The following is a 15,986-nucleotide window of genomic DNA, read 5'->3' on the forward strand; positions in this document are numbered from 1 at the left end:
CCAAGGCTGACAACTATGGCCTATCAGGCCATGGCACGTTGCAACAAATGTGGGAGCGGGCTTGCCCCGCGAAGCGCCGCGCGGGCGGCGCTCGATCTCAAGGGCGCTGAAAATCTCAGGGCAAGCGCCCCGCGAAGCGCCGCGCGGGCGGCGCTCGATCTCAAGGGCGCTGAAGATCTCAGGGCAAGCGCCCCGCGATGCGCCGCGCGGGCGGCGCTCGATCTCAAGGGCGCTGAAGATCCCAAGGCAAGCGCTTCGCGATGCGCCCCGCGGGCGGCGCTCGATCTCAAAAGCACTGCAAAACCCAAAGGCATGCACTCCAACCCCCCCGCAATCTCCCTGATGACGCCCAGAAAAATCTCCCGCACACTGCAAAAAAATTCCCAAGCCCGTTGCCCTCACCGTGAAGAGGCACAGCCGGAGCAAAAAATGGCGCGACAACAACAACCAACCGCCCAAGACCCACTCCATGAAGCCCGCCAGGCCCGTCTCAAGCTGGCCCGCGAAGGCCAGCTGCCGTCAGGCATGCTGCGCGACGAAATCGACGCCTCCTGGCGCCGCAGCCTGGGCCATGGCCTGAATTGCCTGCAAGGCGAGCAGGTCGGCCTGGGCCTGCAGCAGGGCCTCGACCTGCGCGCGTTGCTGGACCACAACCGGCTGCTGGTCGACGCGGTGACCCCCGAGCTGGATTATCTGGTGGCGCGCCAGGGCAAGGCCGGCATCATCATCCTCGGCGACGCCCAGGCCAACGTGCTGGCCATCGAAGGGCAAACCCACGTACTCGAACGCGAAGGCCTGCGCGACCTGCACCCCGGCAGTTGCTGGAGCGAATCGCTGCGCGGCACCAACGCCATCGGCACGGCGGTGGTGGAAGGCCGGCCGACCCTGATCAACTGCGGCGAACACTACCTGGACCGGCTCAGCCCGTTCGCCTGCACCTCGGTGCCGCTGCGCGACCCGAATGGCGAGGTGATCGGGGTGCTCGACATCACCCGCGAAGGCAACATGGCCCAGCCGCAAGACAGCCTGTCGATGCTGATGCTGGCTGCCGGCAATATCGAAAGCCGGCTGTTCGGCCTGTGCCACCCCGAGCAGCTGGTGCTGGCCTTCCACAGCCGCCCGCAGTACCTCAACAGCGCATGGCACGGCTTGCTGGCACTGAGCCTGGACGGTGAAGTGCTGGCGGCCAACGACAACGCCTGCCAACTGTTGCAGGTACCGCGCCAGGGCCTGATCGGGCGGCGCAGCAGCGACCTGCTCGGCGAACGCTCGCCAGCGTTCATCGCACGCCTGTGGCAGGGCGGCGTCAGCAGCGTGCAGACTGCCAAGGGCGAGTTCTTCTTCCGCGCGCTGCAGCTGCCACGCCATGGCCAGCTGACCAGCAGCGTGGCACCGAGCAAACCGGCACTGGCCAACACATCGCCGGCGCTGGACGCCCTGGCCGGGGGCGATGCACGCCTGGCGCGCAACCTGCGCATGGCCCGCCAGGGCCTGGCCAGTGGCCTGCCGGTGCTGCTACTGGGCGAGACCGGTACCGGCAAGGAGGTGGTGGCGCGCGCCTTGCACCAGGCCAGCCCACGGGCCGACAAACCCTTCGTGGCGGTAAACTGCGCGGCCATCCCCGAGGGGCTGATCGAGTCCGAGCTGTTCGGCTACCGCGAGGGTGCCTTCACCGGCTCCCGCCGTGGCGGCATGGTCGGGCGGTTGATGCAGGCCCACGGCGGCACGCTGTTCCTCGACGAGATCGGCGACATGCCGTTGGCCTTGCAGGCGCGCCTGCTGCGGGTGTTGCAGGAGCGCCGGGTGGCGCCGCTGGGCGCGGCCGACGAGCAGGACATCGACGTGGCGCTGATCTGCGCCACCCACCGCGACCTCAAGCGGCTGGTGCACGAACAGCATTTTCGTGAAGACCTGTACTACCGCGTCAACGGCGTTTCGCTGCGCTTGCCGGCACTGCGTGAACGGGACGACCTGGCGAGCCTCGTCCAGGGCCTGCTGGACAAGGCCGGCGCCAACGGCGTAAGCCTCGACCCGGCCCTGGCTGCGCTGCTCCAGGGCTTCGACTGGCCGGGCAACATCCGCCAGCTGGAGATGGTTGTGCGCACCGCACTGGCCATGCGTGAAGACGGTGAACAGCAGCTTACCCTCGAGCACCTGACCGATTGCCTGCTCGACGAGCTGGCCAGCGGCGCTGCGCCGTCCGGCAGCTTGAGGGACAACGAGCTGGAGCTGATTCGCGAAGCGTTGGCCCGGCATCAGGGCAATGTCTCGGCTGCGGCCGAGGCCCTGGGCATCAGCCGCGCCACGTTGTACCGCAAGCTCAAGCAGTTGCGCGGTTGATATGGGTAACCTGTTCGCAAGGCTGGTAGAGACCAGCGACCCCGCGCTCATGCGCCAGGCGTTGGCCTGGTTGTATGGTTTCGTCCGCCCGCAGCGCCACGCCATCGGTGTGTTGCTGGGCCTTTCCCTGGGCGCCTCGCTGTTGGCGCTGGCGCAACCCTGGCTGGTCAAGACCCTGATCGACGAAGGCCTGCTGGCCAAGGATTACCAGACCCTCTGGCACGTGGCCGCGATCATGATCGTCGCCGGGCTGCTCGGCACCGTGCTGGCTGGGGTCAACCGCTACCTGCACACGCGGCTGTCCGGGCGCATTCTGTTTGCCCTGCGCGATGACCTGTATCGCCACTTGCAGCAGCTGTCGCCAACCTTCTACGGGCGCCGGCGTACCGGCGACATCCTGTCCAGGCTGGATGGCGATGTGGCGGAAATCCAGCGCTTTGCCGTGGACTCGCTGTTTTCGGCGGTGTCGGCGGTCATTGGCCTGGTAGGCGCAGTGGCGCTGATGCTGATGCTGTCCTGGCAGCTGTCGCTGCTGCTGGCGCTGCTGGTCCCGATCGAGGTGCTGTGGTTGCGCTGGATGCGGCGCAAGGTAGAGCGCGAAGTGCGCAGCCTGCGCGAACGCTCGGCTGACGTGTCGTCGTTCCTGGTCGAAACGCTGCCGGCGATGAAGTTCATCCAGGCGTCCGGCCAGCAAGGCCGCGAGGCCGGGCGCCTGGACCAGCTGGGTCAGGGGTACATGCGCCAGTTGCTCAAGGTGCAGGTCACCGAGTTTTTCACCCAGGCGATACCCGGTACCCTGACGTCGTGGTGCCGCGCCTGCGCGTTTCTGGTCGGTGGCTGGTGGGTTATCGAGGGTACCTGGCAACTGGGCGCGCTGATTGCGTTCTCTACCTACATGGGCATGGCCGTGGGGCCGGTGCAGAGCCTGTTGGGCCTGTATGTGGCGGTGCAGCGCATGGCCGTGAGCCTGGGCCGGGTGATGGAGCTGAAGCAGGAGGCCGTGGCCGTGCGCGAGGCGGATACGCCCCGGCCGATGCCCCAAGGCCCAGGCGAATTGCGCCTGGAAGGCGTGCACTTCGCCCACGATGGGCGCCAGGGTGCGGTGCTGGACGGCGTGCATGCCTGCGTGCCGGGCGGCCTCAAAGTGGCTATCAGTGGCGCATCCGGTGTCGGGAAATCGACGTTGATCGACCTGCTGCAGCGTTTCTACGACCCCGATGCTGGGCGCATTCTGCTGGACGGCGCCGACCTGCGGGACCTGAACCTTGCAGCATTGCGCCAGCGCATCGCCGTGGTCAGCCAGGATATCGTGCTGTTCCGTGGCACCTTGGCGCAGAACCTTGCCTACGGTGCGCCGCAGGCCAGCCGCGCGGAGCTTGAGCGGGTGGTGCGCCTGGCGCACCTCGAAACCCTGGTCGACAGCCTGCCGCTGGGCCTGGATGGCCTGCTCGGCGAGCGCGGCCAGCAACTCTCCGGGGGGCAGAAACAGCGCATCGCCATCGCCCGCGCCGTGCTGCAGGCCCCGTCGATCCTGGTGCTGGACGAAGCCACTTCAGCGGTGGACGAAGCGACCGAGCGTGAGGTGATTGCCGCCATCGACCAGCTGTTCGCCGGGCGCACCCGCATTCTTATCAGCCACCGCGCCTCGACCTTGGCCGATGCCGACCTGCACTTGCAGTTGCTGGGCGGGCAACTGCGCGTGTTGCCCAAGGAGGCCATCAAGCATGGCCCATGACGTGCAGGTCGGGGTGATCGACAGCGGGTGCTCCCCGGCACAGGCCTTGGGCCTGTGTGCGGCGCGGCGGTTCTGGTTGGAGGACGGCGTGCTGCGTGACGGCGAGCCGCAGCCCGACCGGCTTGGCCATGGCAGCGCGGTGCTAGCCCGGCTGCAGGCCCAGGCAGGCCAGGTGCCGCTGCTGGTAGCCCAAGTGTTTGCCGAGCAGGCGAGCACCAGCGCCTTGCAGGTAGCCGGCGCATTGCTGTGGCTGGCAGAGCAGGGCGCCACGCTGATCAACCTGAGCCTTGGGCTGCAGCAGGATCGGCCGGTACTGCGCCAGGCCTGCGCCGAGGTGCAGGCTGCTGGTGTGCTGCTTTGTGCATCGAGCCCGGCGCAGGGCAGCGCAGTGTACCCGGCCGCTTACCCAGGCGTTATCCGTATCACCGGCGATGCTCGCTGCGCGCCGGGGCAGTGGTCGTGGCTGAACAGCGCCCAGGCCGACTTCGGCGGTTACGTCGGCGAGCGCGGCATGGCCGGCGCCAGCCTGGGTTGTGCAGCGGTAACCGGGCGGATCGCCGCGCTGTTGCAACAACAGCCCGATCTTGAGCGGGACCAGGTTGTGGCGTGGCTGCAAGCGCATGCAGCCTTTGTCGGCCCCGAGCGGCGGGGGGCGCGCGATGCCTGAACCGCGCATTCTGGTATTGGGCGCCGGCCCGGCCGGTGCCGCCACGGCAATCGGCCTGCGTCGGCTGGGCTACCCGGTCACGGTGGTCTCCGACTGGCGCCGTTTTGCGGCGGTGGAGGGCGTCTCGCAGCGGGTTCTGGAAGGGCTGCGCCATGCCGGCCTGGGCGGCGCCTTGAGCGAGGCGGCGATGCCGGCGGTCCGGCAGGTGCGCTGGAATGGCGAGCACTTGCAGATGAACCAGGAGTTTCTGCTCGACCGGCAACGCTTCGACCGCGCCTTGCGGGATGACCTTGTGCGGGCCGGGGTGACGCTGGTCGAAGGGCGCATCCGTGAGGTGCTGCGTGCCGAAGCTCACCAGGTACGCCTGGACGATGGGCAGGTGCTGCAGGCCGATTTTCTGGTTGAAGCACGCGGGCGCCAGGCGCCGTTGGCGGTTGACCGCTTGCGCGGGCCAGAGACGGTCAGTTTGCTGAACCTGTGGCACGACGCCCCTGGTCCACCGGCTTCGGCGGTGGAAAGCCTGGACGACGGCTGGGCCTGGATGGCCAGGTTGGCCGATGGCCGTTGCTATTGGCAAATTACCCTGGACGCCCAAGGGGTACCGGGCAAGGCAGCTCTGCCGGATTACTGCGCCACACGGCGCCGTGGCTCGGCGCTGGTGGCCGAGTTGTTCGGGGCGCAGGCGATGGAACCTGCACAGGTGCATGCGCGCAGCAGCACCGCGATTCTTGCCGGCGCCTGCGTAGGGGATGACTGGATACGGGTGGGGGATGCTGCGATGGCGGTTGACCCACTGTCGGGGAACGGGATTTTCCAGTCGCTGTCGTCGGCGCTGCAGGCGCCTGTGGTGATCAACACCCTGTTGCGCCGGCCCGAGCGGGCTGCGCTGGCGCGGCAATTTCATCAGCAGCGGGTCGAGCAGTTGTTCATGCGCTTTGCCCGGATCGGGCGGGATTTCTACGGGCAGGAGCAGACACGCATGGGGCAGCCGTTCTGGGCGCGGCGCCGGGGTTGGCCCGATGCACAGGCGTTGCATGTGGCGGCCGATTGGCAGTCAGTGCGGGTAGCGCGCAGGCCGGTGTTGCGTGAGGGCTTTGTGGATGAGGCTGAGGTGGTGGTCACAGGGGATCAGCCGTTGGGGGTATGGCATTTGCAAGGTGTGGAGCTGGCGCCGGTGGTGCGGGCGGTGCTGGCGGGGCAGGCGTTGGACGAGGTCATGAGCAGCCACTCCCCAGTGCAACAGATGATGCTGCGGCGGTGGCTGGCAGAGCAGGGCAGGGCCTGAGCATTTGGGGCCGCTGTGCGGCCCATCGCCGGCAAGCCAGCTCCTACAGGCTCATCACCGGTCTTGAGATCTGCGCTGGCCCTGTAGGAGCTGGCTTGCCGGCGATGGGCTGCAAAGCAGCCCCAATTGGTCAGAAGAAGGTCCCGACTACCAACTGCATATAGGTCCCGGTATCCCGGCTGCCCATCTGGGTACCGCCATTCACCGCACTGCGCTCTGGCTTGTAGAACCCCACCAGCGGGCTGATCAGCAGGTGCTCGTTGACCATCCATTCCACATACAGGTCCAGTTCACGCCCCCCCAGGTTGCCCAGGTCGGTGTCGAGCGTATCGAAGTCGAAGTACAGTGCCCCCACCGTCAGGTTGTCCAGCGGCTTGCCTTTGAGCGCTACGTGGTGCACCTGGCTGTTCTTGTTGAACGGCCCGGCATAGTTGGCTGCCACCTCACCCTGGAACCAGGTCCCGTAGCCGCGGCTCAGGCCATAGAACAGCGGGTCGAAATGTTCCGAAAAACGGCTGTAGCGGTAGCTGGCAGTGGGTGTCCAGGGCAGCGCCGAGAAAGTCCAGTCAGCCTCCAGGTACCACGCATTCTCACTACCGCCCGTGCGGTCCTGAGTGACGTATTCGCCCGCCAGCTCCAGGTCCTTCACCCCGAGGTTGCCGCGCCCGCGCAGGCTGACCGTGTCCATGCCATCGCGATGCTCAAGGCCCATGATCTGCGCATAGCGCGGGTCGACGTCGAGGCCGCGTATCCAGCTGACGCCGACGGTGCCGGCGTCTGCGACATGCTCGAGGTTGGCCACCGCCAGCGAAGTGTCGGCCTGGTAATGGTTGTCGGATTTCAGCCACATCATATCGCCACGCCAACCGTCCTTGCCGCCCAGGCGCAGCACGGCGGTGCGGTCGAAGGCCTTGCGCGCGGCCAGGTAGTAGGCACCGCCGCGGTCGAAGTTGGCGCCCAGGTCTACCTTGCCCAGGTTGACCGGGTCGCCCTGGATCAGAAAGCCGTCACCCAGGGTCACCACCTGACGGCCGCCTGATAGATCGACACCGTCTTCGCCCAGGGCAGGGAACAGATTGGCCGAACGCCAGCCCAGGTACAGGTCTTCGATGGCCGTGCGGCGCTCGTCGCCGAGGGTCAGGCCGGCGGCATCGCCATCGCCCCAGGTGGCCGAGCTGAGCAGGTTGAAGGCAGCGTACAGGGCGCCGCTTTCGGCCAGGGCCTGGCTGCCGCTCAGGCCGTATTTCACATAGCCCTCGCGCCAGTTGCTGCTGCCTGGCTGGCGGTTGCCGGCCTGGTTGTAGCTTTCGTCGCTGTGGAAGGCACCGAACAGGGCTTCGAGGTCGGCATTGAGGGTGGTGCCGTTGTGGTTGTAGAGCTCGTGGGCCTGGGTCAGGGGGGCGATGACGATCAGTGCCAACGTGCAGGCGAGTGTGTGCTTCATGGTGGACTCCATGTTTTTTTTTGTTGTATTTGTTTTTCCTGGCCAGGCCCTTTCGCCGGCAAGCTGGCTCCCACAGAGACCGCGCGCGTCTCAAGCCTGTGGTGATTCTGTGGGAGCCGGCTTGCCGGCGATGAGGCCGGTGCAGATGTCGATCAGAGCTTGATCAGCACCGATTTCAATTCGGTGTAATGCTCGATCGCCGCCGCACCCATCTCGCGGCCGACGCCCGACATCTTGTAGCCACCAAACGGCAGCGCCGGGTCCAGGGCGCTGTGGCAGTTGACCCACACCGACCCCGACTTGATGCGCGGGATCATCCGGTGCACGGCAGCCAGGTCGTTGGACCAGATGCTGGCGCCCAGGCCGTAAGGGTTGTCGTTGGCCATGCCGAGCACCTCGTCCAGGTTATCGAACGGCATTGCCACCAGCACCGGCCCGAAGATTTCCTCTTGCACCAGGCGATGGCGTTGGTCGACGTCGACGATCACCGTCGGCTTGACGAAGTAACCCGGGCCGAAGCCCTCGCCACCGCAGGCGATGGTCGCGCCCAGCTCGCGGCCCAGTTCGATGTAGCCGGTGACCCGGTCCTGCTGCTTGGCCGAGATCAGCGGGCCCATCTGCACGGTCGGGTCCAGGCCATTGCCGAGCTTCATGCCGTTGGCGATGCCGGCGATATCCGCCACCACGTTGTCGAAGTGCTTGCGGTGCACGTACAGGCGCGAACCCGCGCAGCACACCTGGCCCTGGTTGAAGAAGATTGCCGTGGCGGCGCCGGCGGCAGCTTCCTGCAGGTTGGCGTCGGGCATGACGATGGTCGGCGACTTGCCGCCGAGCTCCAGGGTGACGCGGGTCATGTTGTCCATGGCGGCCTTGCCGATCAGCTTGCCGACTTCGGTCGAGCCAGTGAAGGTCAGCTTGTCGACGCCTGGGTGGCGGCTTAGCGCCGCGCCGGCGTTCAGGCCGGTGCCGGTGATCACGTTGAGCACCCCGGCCGGGTAACCGGCTTCATCGACCAGTTCGGCGAGCTTGAGCGCGGTCAGCGGGGTTTCATCGGCGGGCTTGAGCACCACCGTACAGCCAGTGGCCAGGGCAGGGCCGAGTTTCCAGCAGGCCAACAGCAGTGGGAAGTTCCAGGCGACGATGGCGCCGACCACGCCCACGGCCTCACGGCGGACGAAGCCGTGGAACTGGTCGTTGGGCATCAACGGCATCGAGGCTTCGACGGTGCTGCCCTCGATCTTGGTGGCCCAGCCGGCCATGTAGCGCAGGAAGTCGATGGCCAACTGTACGTCCATGACCTTGGCCACGGCAGCGCTCTTGCCGTTGTTCAGGCATTCGAGCTCGGCCAGTTGCTGTGCGTCGCGCTCCATCAGGTCGGCCAGGCGCCACAGCAGGTTCTGCCGCTCGCGTGGGCGCATGCGGCTCCAGGGCGAATCGTCGAAGGCCTGGCGCGCGGCGCGCACGGCGCGGTCGACGTCTTGCTGCTCGGCGGCCGGCACTTCGCCGAGGATGTCGCCGCTGGCCGGGTTGCGGAACGCCAGGGTACGGCCGCTGGTGGCGTCCTGCCAGTCGGCGCCGATGCGCATCTTCAGCTTGCGCTCCAGGAAGGCGCGGGTGGCGGGCAGGATGGGCAGGTCGGAAAGCATGGGGCTGTGCCTCTTGTCATTGGATGTGCCGGGCACCGGCGCAATGGCCGTGCCAAGGTGGCCAAGCAGGCGCAACTGCTTGAACTGCCTAGGGTTTGCCTTGGTGCACGGGTGCCATTGCGCAGCTGCGCTGTTGCACATTGAGACGGTGTGAGACGGTGATTGAAACAGTGCCTACAAGGCCTCATCGCCGGCAAGCCGGCTCCCACAGGTACAGTGCAGTCATCACCTACGCCGCTGTACCTGTTGGAGCTGGCTTGCCGGCGATGGCCTGCGCAGCAGGCCCCTGTCTCAACATGAAACACCCTGTCGCGAAATGGCACGTTCCGACTCGACACCAAGGTGTGGTTGCAGGTCCCTTAAATGCGCTAAGAAGCTGAAATACAACAATTTTCAAGCATCTGGCACAGTTTCTGTATCGCAACTGTCACATGCACACCTGCTGTACCCAAGCGTGCGAAAACCATAAGAACAACAACCGTGGAGGTCTGACCTTGAAGACGACTCGACTCCGGCGGCAAGCGGGCAAACTGGCGTTGATCGCCGCCGCACTGCTGGGCACCCAGGCCATGGCGGCCGAGCAGGGCCCGAGCCTGTTGCAGAACAAGTGCATGGGGTGCCATATCCCCGAGGGTAACGATACCTACAGCCGCATCAGCCACCAGCGCAAAACGCCCGAAGGCTGGCTGATGAGCATCGCCCGCATGCAAATCATGCACGGCCTGCAGATCAGTGACGATGACCGTCGCACCTTGGTCAAGTACCTGGCCGACAAGCAAGGCCTGGCCCCCAGCGAAACCGAAGGCGTGCGCTACGCCATGGAGCGCCGGCTCAATACCGTCGAGCACTTCGACCCGATCATCGGCGAAACCTGCGGCCGTTGCCACTCCGGTGCCCGTGTCGCTCTGCAGCGCCGGCCGGCCCAGGAATGGGAGCATTTGGTCAACTTCCACCTCAGCCAGTGGCCATCGCTGGAATACCAGGCCCAGGCACGCGACCGCGACTGGCTGGACATCGCCCTCAAGCAGGTGGTGCCGGAGCTGGCCAAGCGCTTCCCGCTGGACAGCACAGCCTGGGCTGACTGGCAGAACGCCAAACCCAAGGCCGATGCTTTACCGGGGCAATGGGCCTTCAGCGGCCACATGCTGGCCAAAGGCGACGTGCGCGGGGTGATGACGGTCAGCCCCGAGCAAGGCGATACCTTCAAGGTGGAAGTCAAGGGCGCCTATGCCGACGGCACGCCATTCAATGGCACTGGCACGGCGATCCTCTACAACGGTTACGAGTGGCGCGGCAACGTCAAGGTGGGCGACGCCAGCTTGCGCCAGGTGTTCGCGGCGCTGGACGGCGAGATGAAAGGCCGCATGTTCGAGGCCGAGCACGACGAGCGCGGGCTGGACTTCACCGCGGTGAAAGCCGGCAAACCACGCCTGTTGGCAGTACAGCCTGGCTACATCAAGGCCGGTGGCGAAAGTGAGATCACTCTGGTGGGCAGCGACCTGAGCGGCAAGCCTGACCTGGGCGCGGGTGTCGAGGTGACCGAGGTGCTGGAGCAGACCCCGACCCTGGTGCGGCTCAAGGCGCGCGCGGCAGCAGATGCCAAACCTGGCCAGCGTGAGGTTGCAGTCGGTGCACTCAAGGGCGTCAACCTGGCTGTTTACGACAAGGTCGAGGCGGTGAAGGTCGTGCCGGCGTTCTCCATCGCCCGTATCGGCGAAAACGGCGCGGCGGTACCGAAGGTTCAGGGGCGTTTCGAGGCCGAAGCCTGGGGCAAGGATGCCAGCGGCCAGCCGCTGCGCATCGGTTACCTGCCGGCCACGTGGAAGGTCGAGCCGTTCAACGAACGTGCGGTCGAGGACGAAGACGTCAAGTTTGCTGGCCAGATGCAGGCTGACGGCGTGTTCGTGCCAGGCGGTGCGGGCCCTAACCCTGCGCGCAAGATGATGACCAACAACGCCGGCAACCTGAAAGTCATCGCTACCTTGGCTGACGGCGGCCAGACCGGCGAGGGCCACATGATCGTCACCGTCCAGCGCTGGAACAACCCGCCCCTGCCATAAGGGTTGGCCTGCCAGACGCATCAACCAACGGATCGATTATCGGAGGTCGCCATGGGCGTATTACTGAACCTGGTCGAGCGCAACCTGCACGAAGTGCAGGTCGATGCCGACCGCATGCTGTTTCATATCCCCAGCAGTTCGCTGTTCACCGCCGACGCGGTGACCGGGGGCATCATCGACACCCTGCGCCAGCACGGCTGCTCCGCCGAGGAGCTGGTGCAGCGCCTCGGCCAGCAGTTCGCCGGCAACGACATCGAGGACACCCTGCGCGAGCTGATCGCGCTGGAGCTGGTCAGCGACGGCTCGCCGCTCACCCCGGAAATCGCCCTCAAGCAAGTCGAGCGTACGGCGCTGAACACCGTCGTGCTCAACGTGAATACCGGCTGCAACCTGAGCTGCACCTACTGCTACAAGGAAGACCTGGACAAACCCTCGGCCGGCAAGAAGATGAGCACCGCCACCGCCGAGGCGTCGGTCGAGATGCTGCTCAAGGAATCACCCGACGAACAACGCTACAGCGTGGTGTTCTTCGGCGGCGAGCCGCTGTCCAACCGGCCGTTGATCGAGCACATGGTCGCCTACTGCGAGCGGCGCTTCGCCGAAGCCGGCAAGCAGGTGGAATTCATCATGACCACCAATGCCACGCTGCTCACCGAAGACACCATCGACTGGCTCAATGCCCACCGCTTCGGCCTGTCGGTGAGCATCGACGGGCCCAAGACCGTGCACGACCGCAACCGCATCACCGTGGGCGGGCAGGGCACCTATGACGTGGTGCGGCGCAAGGCCGAGCTGCTGCTGTCGCGCTACACCAGCCGGCCGGTTGGGGCGCGGGTGACCCTGACCCGCGGCATCACCGACGTCGAGACCATCTGGAACCACCTGTTCAATGAGTTGGGCTTTGCCGAGGTGGGCTTCGCCCCGGTGACCTCGGGCGACATGGCCGACTTCAACCTCACCGGCGAGGAGCTGATCGCGGTTTTCGCCAACATGAAAGCCCTCGGCCGGCGCTACCTGGAGGCCGCCCTGGAACACCGCAACATCGGTTTTTCCAACCTGCACCAGTTGATCACCGATATCCACGAAGGCCACAAGAAAGCTCTGCCGTGCGGCGCCGGGCTGAAAATGCTGGCGGTGGACCACGAGGGCGAACTGAACCTGTGCCACCGTTTCACCGGCTCCAGCCTGCCGACCTTCGGCAACGTGCACCAGGGCGTGAAGCAGGCGCAGCTCAATGACTTCCTGTCCCAGCGCCTGGACCGCAGCAACACCGGCTGCGACAGCTGCCGCATCCGCAACTTGTGCTCCGGCGGCTGCTACCACGAAAGCTACGCACGCTACGGCGACCCGCAGCACCCGACCTACCACTATTGCGAACTGATGCGTGACTGGGTCGACTTCGGCATCGAAGTCTACAGCCGCATCATGGCCGCCAACCCGGCCTTCATCGACCGCTATATCACTCCGCGCAAGGCCCACTGACATGAAGCACTTGAAGCCCCTGAACAACAAGGCACGCATCCTCGAACAGGCCGCTGCCGAAGACCGCGTCGAAGAAGTCATGGCCATGAGCGCAGTGGCCGGCTGCACCGCCACCACCGACCCGGGTTGGGAAGTGGACGCCTTTGGCGGGGTCAGCTCGCTGTGCCAGCCGATGGAGGCCGACCTTTATGGCTGCTCCGACCCTTGCTGGTGGCCAGCCCAGGTGCCGGACATGATGAGCACCTACCAGGACTGGAACGCCCAGGCGACCAATTCGCAGGACGACTGGCGCAACCTCGGCACCGTGTTCCCGAAAGACAAGTGACCGGCCCAACAAGAATGACAAGGGGAAACCGCATGAAACCTGGACTCTGCGCGCAGCTCGCGCTCACCGTCGCCGCCACGGCCTGCGCCTGGGCGGTACAGGCCGATGACGCCGCGCCTGCCCTGAAGGCCGGCAACGAATACCTGATCGCCACCAACTACCCGAACAACCTGCACGTGGTCGATGTGGCCAGCGACACGCTGTATAAAAGCTGCCGCCTGCCCGACGCGTTCGGCCCGGGCACCGCGATGATGGCGCCGGACAACCGTACCGCCTACATACTCAACAACCACTACGCCGACATTTACGGTATCGACCTGGACACCTGCAAGACCACCTTCCACGCCAACCTGTCCAGCGTGCCAGGCGAAGTCGGCAAGTCGATGTACTCGTTCGCCATCAGCCCGGACGGCAAAGAGGTGTACGCCACGGTCAACCCCAGCCAGCGTTTGAACGACCGTTACGTGGTCAAGCCACCGCGCCTCGAAGTGTTCCGCACCGCCGACGGAGTAGGCGCCAAGCCAGTGCGCACCTTCCCGATGCCACGCCAGGTATACCTGATGCGCGCCGCCGATGACGGCAGCCTGTTCGTCGCCGGCCCCGACATTTACAAGATGGACGTGAACACCGGCAAGTACGAGGTGGCCTTGCCGCTGCGCAACTGGAACCGCAAAGGCTACAGCGCACCGGACGTGCTGTACTTCTGGCCGCATCAGAGCCCGCGCCACGAGTTGTCGATGCTGTACACCATCGCCAGGTTCAAGGACGAGAAACAAGACCCCAACACCGCCGAGCTGCTGTACGGCTACCTGAGCGTGGACCTCAAGACCGGCAAGACCCACACCCAGGAGTTCGCCGACCTGACCGAGCTGTACTTCACCGGCCTGCGTTCGCCGAAGGACCCGAACCAGATCTACGGCGTGCTCAACCGCCTGGCGCGCTATGACATCAAAGAGCGCAAGCTGATCAAGGCAGCTAACCTTGAGCACACCTACTACTGCGTGACCTTCGACATGAAGGGCGACAAGTTGTACTTGGGCGGCACCTTCAATGACCTGGCGGTGTTCGACCCGCAAACACTGGAGAAGGTGAAGAACATCAAGCTGCCCGGTGGCGATATGTCGACCACCACGCCGCAGGTGTTTGTCAGGTAATTTTGTGTTGGCTTCTTCGCGGGCAAGCCCGCTCCTACAGGACCATGCGACACCTCGGTCATTGTGGGAGCCGGCTTGCCGGCGATAGGGCCCGATTCGGCACCACAAAAACAACAAGAGCGCACCCATGACCCAGCCAAGCTACTCCCAGGGCGATCAGGGCAAGGCCTTGCTCACCCAATGCATCGGCGACGCCTTCGACACCACCGTCGCCCGCTTCCCCGACCGCGAAGCCCTGGTGGTTCGCCACCAGGCCCTGCGCTACACATGGCGGCAACTCGCCGACGCCGTCGACCAGCATGCCCGCGCCCTCATGGCCCTGGGTGTCCAACCCGGCGACCGGCTCGGCATCTGGGCACCGAACTGCGCCGAATGGTGCATCACCCAGTTCGCCAGCGCCAAGGTCGGGGCAATCCTGGTCAACATCAACCCGGCCTACCGCGCAAGCGAACTCGACTACGCGCTCGGTCAGTCGGGCTGCCGCTGGGTCATCTGCGCCGATGCCTTCAAGACGTCCGACTACCACGCCATGCTGTCGGGCCTGGTCCCTGGCCTAGCCAAAGGGCACCCCGGCGCGCTGAACTGCGAGCGCTTCCCAGCGCTACGCGGGGTCGTCAGCCTGGCCGTCACGCCGCCACCTGGCTTTCTCGCCTGGCACGACCTGCAGGCCCGCGCCGCTGCCGTCAGCGCCGAAGCGCTGGCCGAACGCCAGGCACAGTTGCAGCCTGGCGACCCGATCAACATTCAGTACACCTCGGGCACCACGGGCTTTCCCAAGGGCGCGACGCTCAGCCACAGCAACATCCTCAACAACGGCTACATGGTCGGCGAGAGCCTGGGCCTGACCGAGCACGACCGCCTGGTGGTCCCGGTGCCGCTGTACCACTGCTTCGGCATGGTCATGGCCAACCTGGGCTGCATGACCCACGGCAGCACCCTGATCTACCCCAACGATGCGTTCGACCCGCTGGCCACGCTACGCGCCGTGGCCCAAGAAAAGGCCACCGCCCTGTATGGCGTGCCGACCATGTTCATCGCTGAACTGGACCACCCACAGCGCAGCGCTTTCGACCTGTCGAGCCTGCGCACCGGCATCATGGCCGGCGCCACCTGCCCGATCGAGGTGATGCGCCGGGTGATCGACGAGATGCACATGGCCGAAGTGCAGATCGCCTACGGCATGACCGAAACCAGCCCGGTGTCACTGCAGACCGGCGCCAACGACGACCTGGAGCGCCGCGTCACCAGCGTCGGCCGCACCCAGCCACGGCTGGAGAACAAGGTGATCGATGCCGACGGCAACAGCGTGCCGCGCGGCGAAATCGGCGAGCTGTGCACCCGGGGTTACAGCGTGATGCTGGGCTACTGGAACAACCCCAAGGCCACCGCTGAAAGCATTGACGATGAAGGCTGGATGCACACCGGTGACCTGGCGGTGATGGACGAGCAGGGGTATGTGCGCATTGTCGGGCGCAGCAAGGACATGATCATCCGCGGTGGCGAGAATATTTACCCGCGTGAACTCGAGGAATTCTTCTTCACCCACCCGGCAGTCGCCGATGTGCAGGTGATCGGCGTGCCGTGCAGCAGGTACGGGGAGGAGATCGTCGCCTGGGTGCGGCTGCACCCTGGGCATCTCGTCACTGAGGAGGAACTGCGCGAGTGGGCGAGGGCGCGGATCGCGCATTTCAAGGTGCCCCGGCATTTCCGCTTCGTCGACGAGTTCCCGATGACGGTGACGGGCAAGGTGCAGAAGTTCAGGATGCGCGAGATCAGTATCGAGGAGCTGGCTGGTGGTTGATATGTCGCATTCGGTGGCCCTATCGCCGGCAAGCCGGCTCCCACAGG

11 protein-coding genes are annotated in these 15,986 nt (G+C 65.7%); 9 read left to right on the forward strand and 2 right to left on the reverse strand.

Annotated features, from left to right (window positions below; all coding sequences use genetic code 11):
• Positions 1-429: 429 nt before the first annotated feature.
• From ACNQPL_RS20875 to ACNQPL_RS20890, 4 genes are read left to right on the forward strand one after another with little or no spacing between them, the layout of a single operon-like run.
• The gene (locus tag ACNQPL_RS20875; RefSeq protein WP_416467766.1) at positions 430-2,340 is read left to right on the forward strand and encodes a sigma-54-dependent Fis family transcriptional regulator; all 1,911 of its coding nucleotides are present in this window, start codon (positions 430-432) and stop codon (positions 2,338-2,340) included.
• A 1-nt stretch (position 2,341) separates the two neighbouring features.
• Entirely contained in the window at positions 2,342-4,075 is a 1,734-nt protein-coding gene (locus ACNQPL_RS20880) for an ABC transporter ATP-binding protein (RefSeq protein ID WP_416467767.1), read from the forward strand.
• Complete coding sequence (locus ACNQPL_RS20885; protein ID WP_416467768.1) at positions 4,065-4,742, forward strand: S8 family serine peptidase; 678 nt, start codon at positions 4,065-4,067, stop codon at positions 4,740-4,742. The genes ACNQPL_RS20880 and ACNQPL_RS20885 overlap by 11 nt, the downstream gene beginning before the upstream one ends.
• Positions 4,735-6,027 (forward strand): NAD(P)/FAD-dependent oxidoreductase, encoded by a 1,293-nt coding sequence (locus tag ACNQPL_RS20890; RefSeq protein ID WP_416467770.1) that lies wholly within the window; start codon positions 4,735-4,737, stop codon positions 6,025-6,027. Before ACNQPL_RS20885 ends, ACNQPL_RS20890 begins: the two co-directional genes overlap by 8 nt.
• Before the next feature lie 130 nt (positions 6,028-6,157).
• Here the strand turns inward: ACNQPL_RS20890 and ACNQPL_RS20895 are convergent, their stop codons facing one another.
• Both ACNQPL_RS20895 and ACNQPL_RS20900 read right to left on the reverse strand, forming a co-directional pair.
• Positions 6,158-7,471, reverse strand: a complete 1,314-nt coding sequence (locus ACNQPL_RS20895) for a hypothetical protein (protein ID WP_416467771.1) — start codon at positions 7,469-7,471, stop codon at positions 6,158-6,160.
• A gap of 152 nt (positions 7,472-7,623) precedes the next feature.
• A complete protein-coding gene (locus ACNQPL_RS20900) occupies positions 7,624-9,117 on the reverse strand; it encodes an aldehyde dehydrogenase family protein (RefSeq protein WP_416467772.1) in 1,494 nt (497 codons plus the stop codon).
• Positions 9,118-9,611: 494 nt separating this feature from the next.
• Here ACNQPL_RS20900 and peaA point away from each other — a divergent pair, with 494 nt between their 5' ends.
• The 5 genes from peaA (at position 9,612) to ACNQPL_RS20925 (ending at position 15,939) form a co-directional block, all read left to right on the forward strand.
• A complete protein-coding gene (peaA, locus tag ACNQPL_RS20905) occupies positions 9,612-11,177 on the forward strand; it encodes a quinohemoprotein amine dehydrogenase subunit alpha (RefSeq protein ID WP_416467773.1) in 1,566 nt (521 codons plus the stop codon).
• Positions 11,178-11,228: 51 nt separating this feature from the next.
• Positions 11,229-12,659, forward strand: a complete 1,431-nt coding sequence (gene peaB / locus ACNQPL_RS20910) for a quinohemoprotein amine dehydrogenase maturation protein (protein ID WP_416467774.1) — start codon at positions 11,229-11,231, stop codon at positions 12,657-12,659.
• Between the two features lies 1 nt (position 12,660).
• Positions 12,661-12,984: a quinohemoprotein amine dehydrogenase subunit gamma gene (gene qhpC / locus ACNQPL_RS20915; RefSeq protein WP_008091708.1), complete on the forward strand. Its 324-nt coding sequence runs from the start codon at positions 12,661-12,663 to the stop codon at positions 12,982-12,984.
• Positions 12,985-13,016: 32 nt separating this feature from the next.
• Positions 13,017-14,138 carry a quinohemoprotein amine dehydrogenase subunit beta gene (peaD, locus tag ACNQPL_RS20920; RefSeq protein ID WP_416467776.1) on the forward strand — a complete coding sequence of 374 codons (1,122 nt, stop codon included), beginning with the start codon at positions 13,017-13,019 and terminating at the stop codon, positions 14,136-14,138.
• 127 nt (positions 14,139-14,265) lie between these two features.
• On the forward strand, positions 14,266-15,939 hold the full coding sequence (locus ACNQPL_RS20925) for a fatty acid CoA ligase family protein (protein WP_416467777.1): 1,674 nt from the start codon (positions 14,266-14,268) through the stop codon (positions 15,937-15,939).
• Positions 15,940-15,986 lie beyond the last annotated feature (47 nt).

This window comes from Pseudomonas sp. LFS044 (assembly GCF_047978245.1).
In the GTDB taxonomy this organism is placed as follows: domain Bacteria; phylum Pseudomonadota; class Gammaproteobacteria; order Pseudomonadales; family Pseudomonadaceae; genus Aquipseudomonas.

What these genes read in the sequence shown, in the direction of transcription:
- ACNQPL_RS20885 (WP_416467768.1), top strand. Translation starts at nt 4,065, where the DNA reads ATGGCCCATGACGTGCAGGTCGGGGTGATCGACAGCGGGTGCTCCCCG.
- ACNQPL_RS20880 (WP_416467767.1), top strand. Translation starts at nt 2,342, where the DNA reads ATGGGTAACCTGTTCGCAAGGCTGGTAGAGACCAGCGACCCCGCGCTC.
- ACNQPL_RS20895 (WP_416467771.1), bottom strand. Translation starts at nt 7,471, where the DNA reads ATGAAGCACACACTCGCCTGCACGTTGGCACTGATCGTCATCGCCCCC.
- ACNQPL_RS20925 (WP_416467777.1), top strand. Translation starts at nt 14,266, where the DNA reads ATGACCCAGCCAAGCTACTCCCAGGGCGATCAGGGCAAGGCCTTGCTC.
- peaD (WP_416467776.1), top strand. Translation starts at nt 13,017, where the DNA reads ATGAAACCTGGACTCTGCGCGCAGCTCGCGCTCACCGTCGCCGCCACG.
- ACNQPL_RS20875 (WP_416467766.1), top strand. Translation starts at nt 430, where the DNA reads ATGGCGCGACAACAACAACCAACCGCCCAAGACCCACTCCATGAAGCC.
- peaB (WP_416467774.1), top strand. Translation starts at nt 11,229, where the DNA reads ATGGGCGTATTACTGAACCTGGTCGAGCGCAACCTGCACGAAGTGCAG.
- ACNQPL_RS20900 (WP_416467772.1), bottom strand. Translation starts at nt 9,117, where the DNA reads ATGCTTTCCGACCTGCCCATCCTGCCCGCCACCCGCGCCTTCCTGGAG.
- qhpC (WP_008091708.1), top strand. Translation starts at nt 12,661, where the DNA reads ATGAAGCACTTGAAGCCCCTGAACAACAAGGCACGCATCCTCGAACAG.
- ACNQPL_RS20890 (WP_416467770.1), top strand. Translation starts at nt 4,735, where the DNA reads ATGCCTGAACCGCGCATTCTGGTATTGGGCGCCGGCCCGGCCGGTGCC.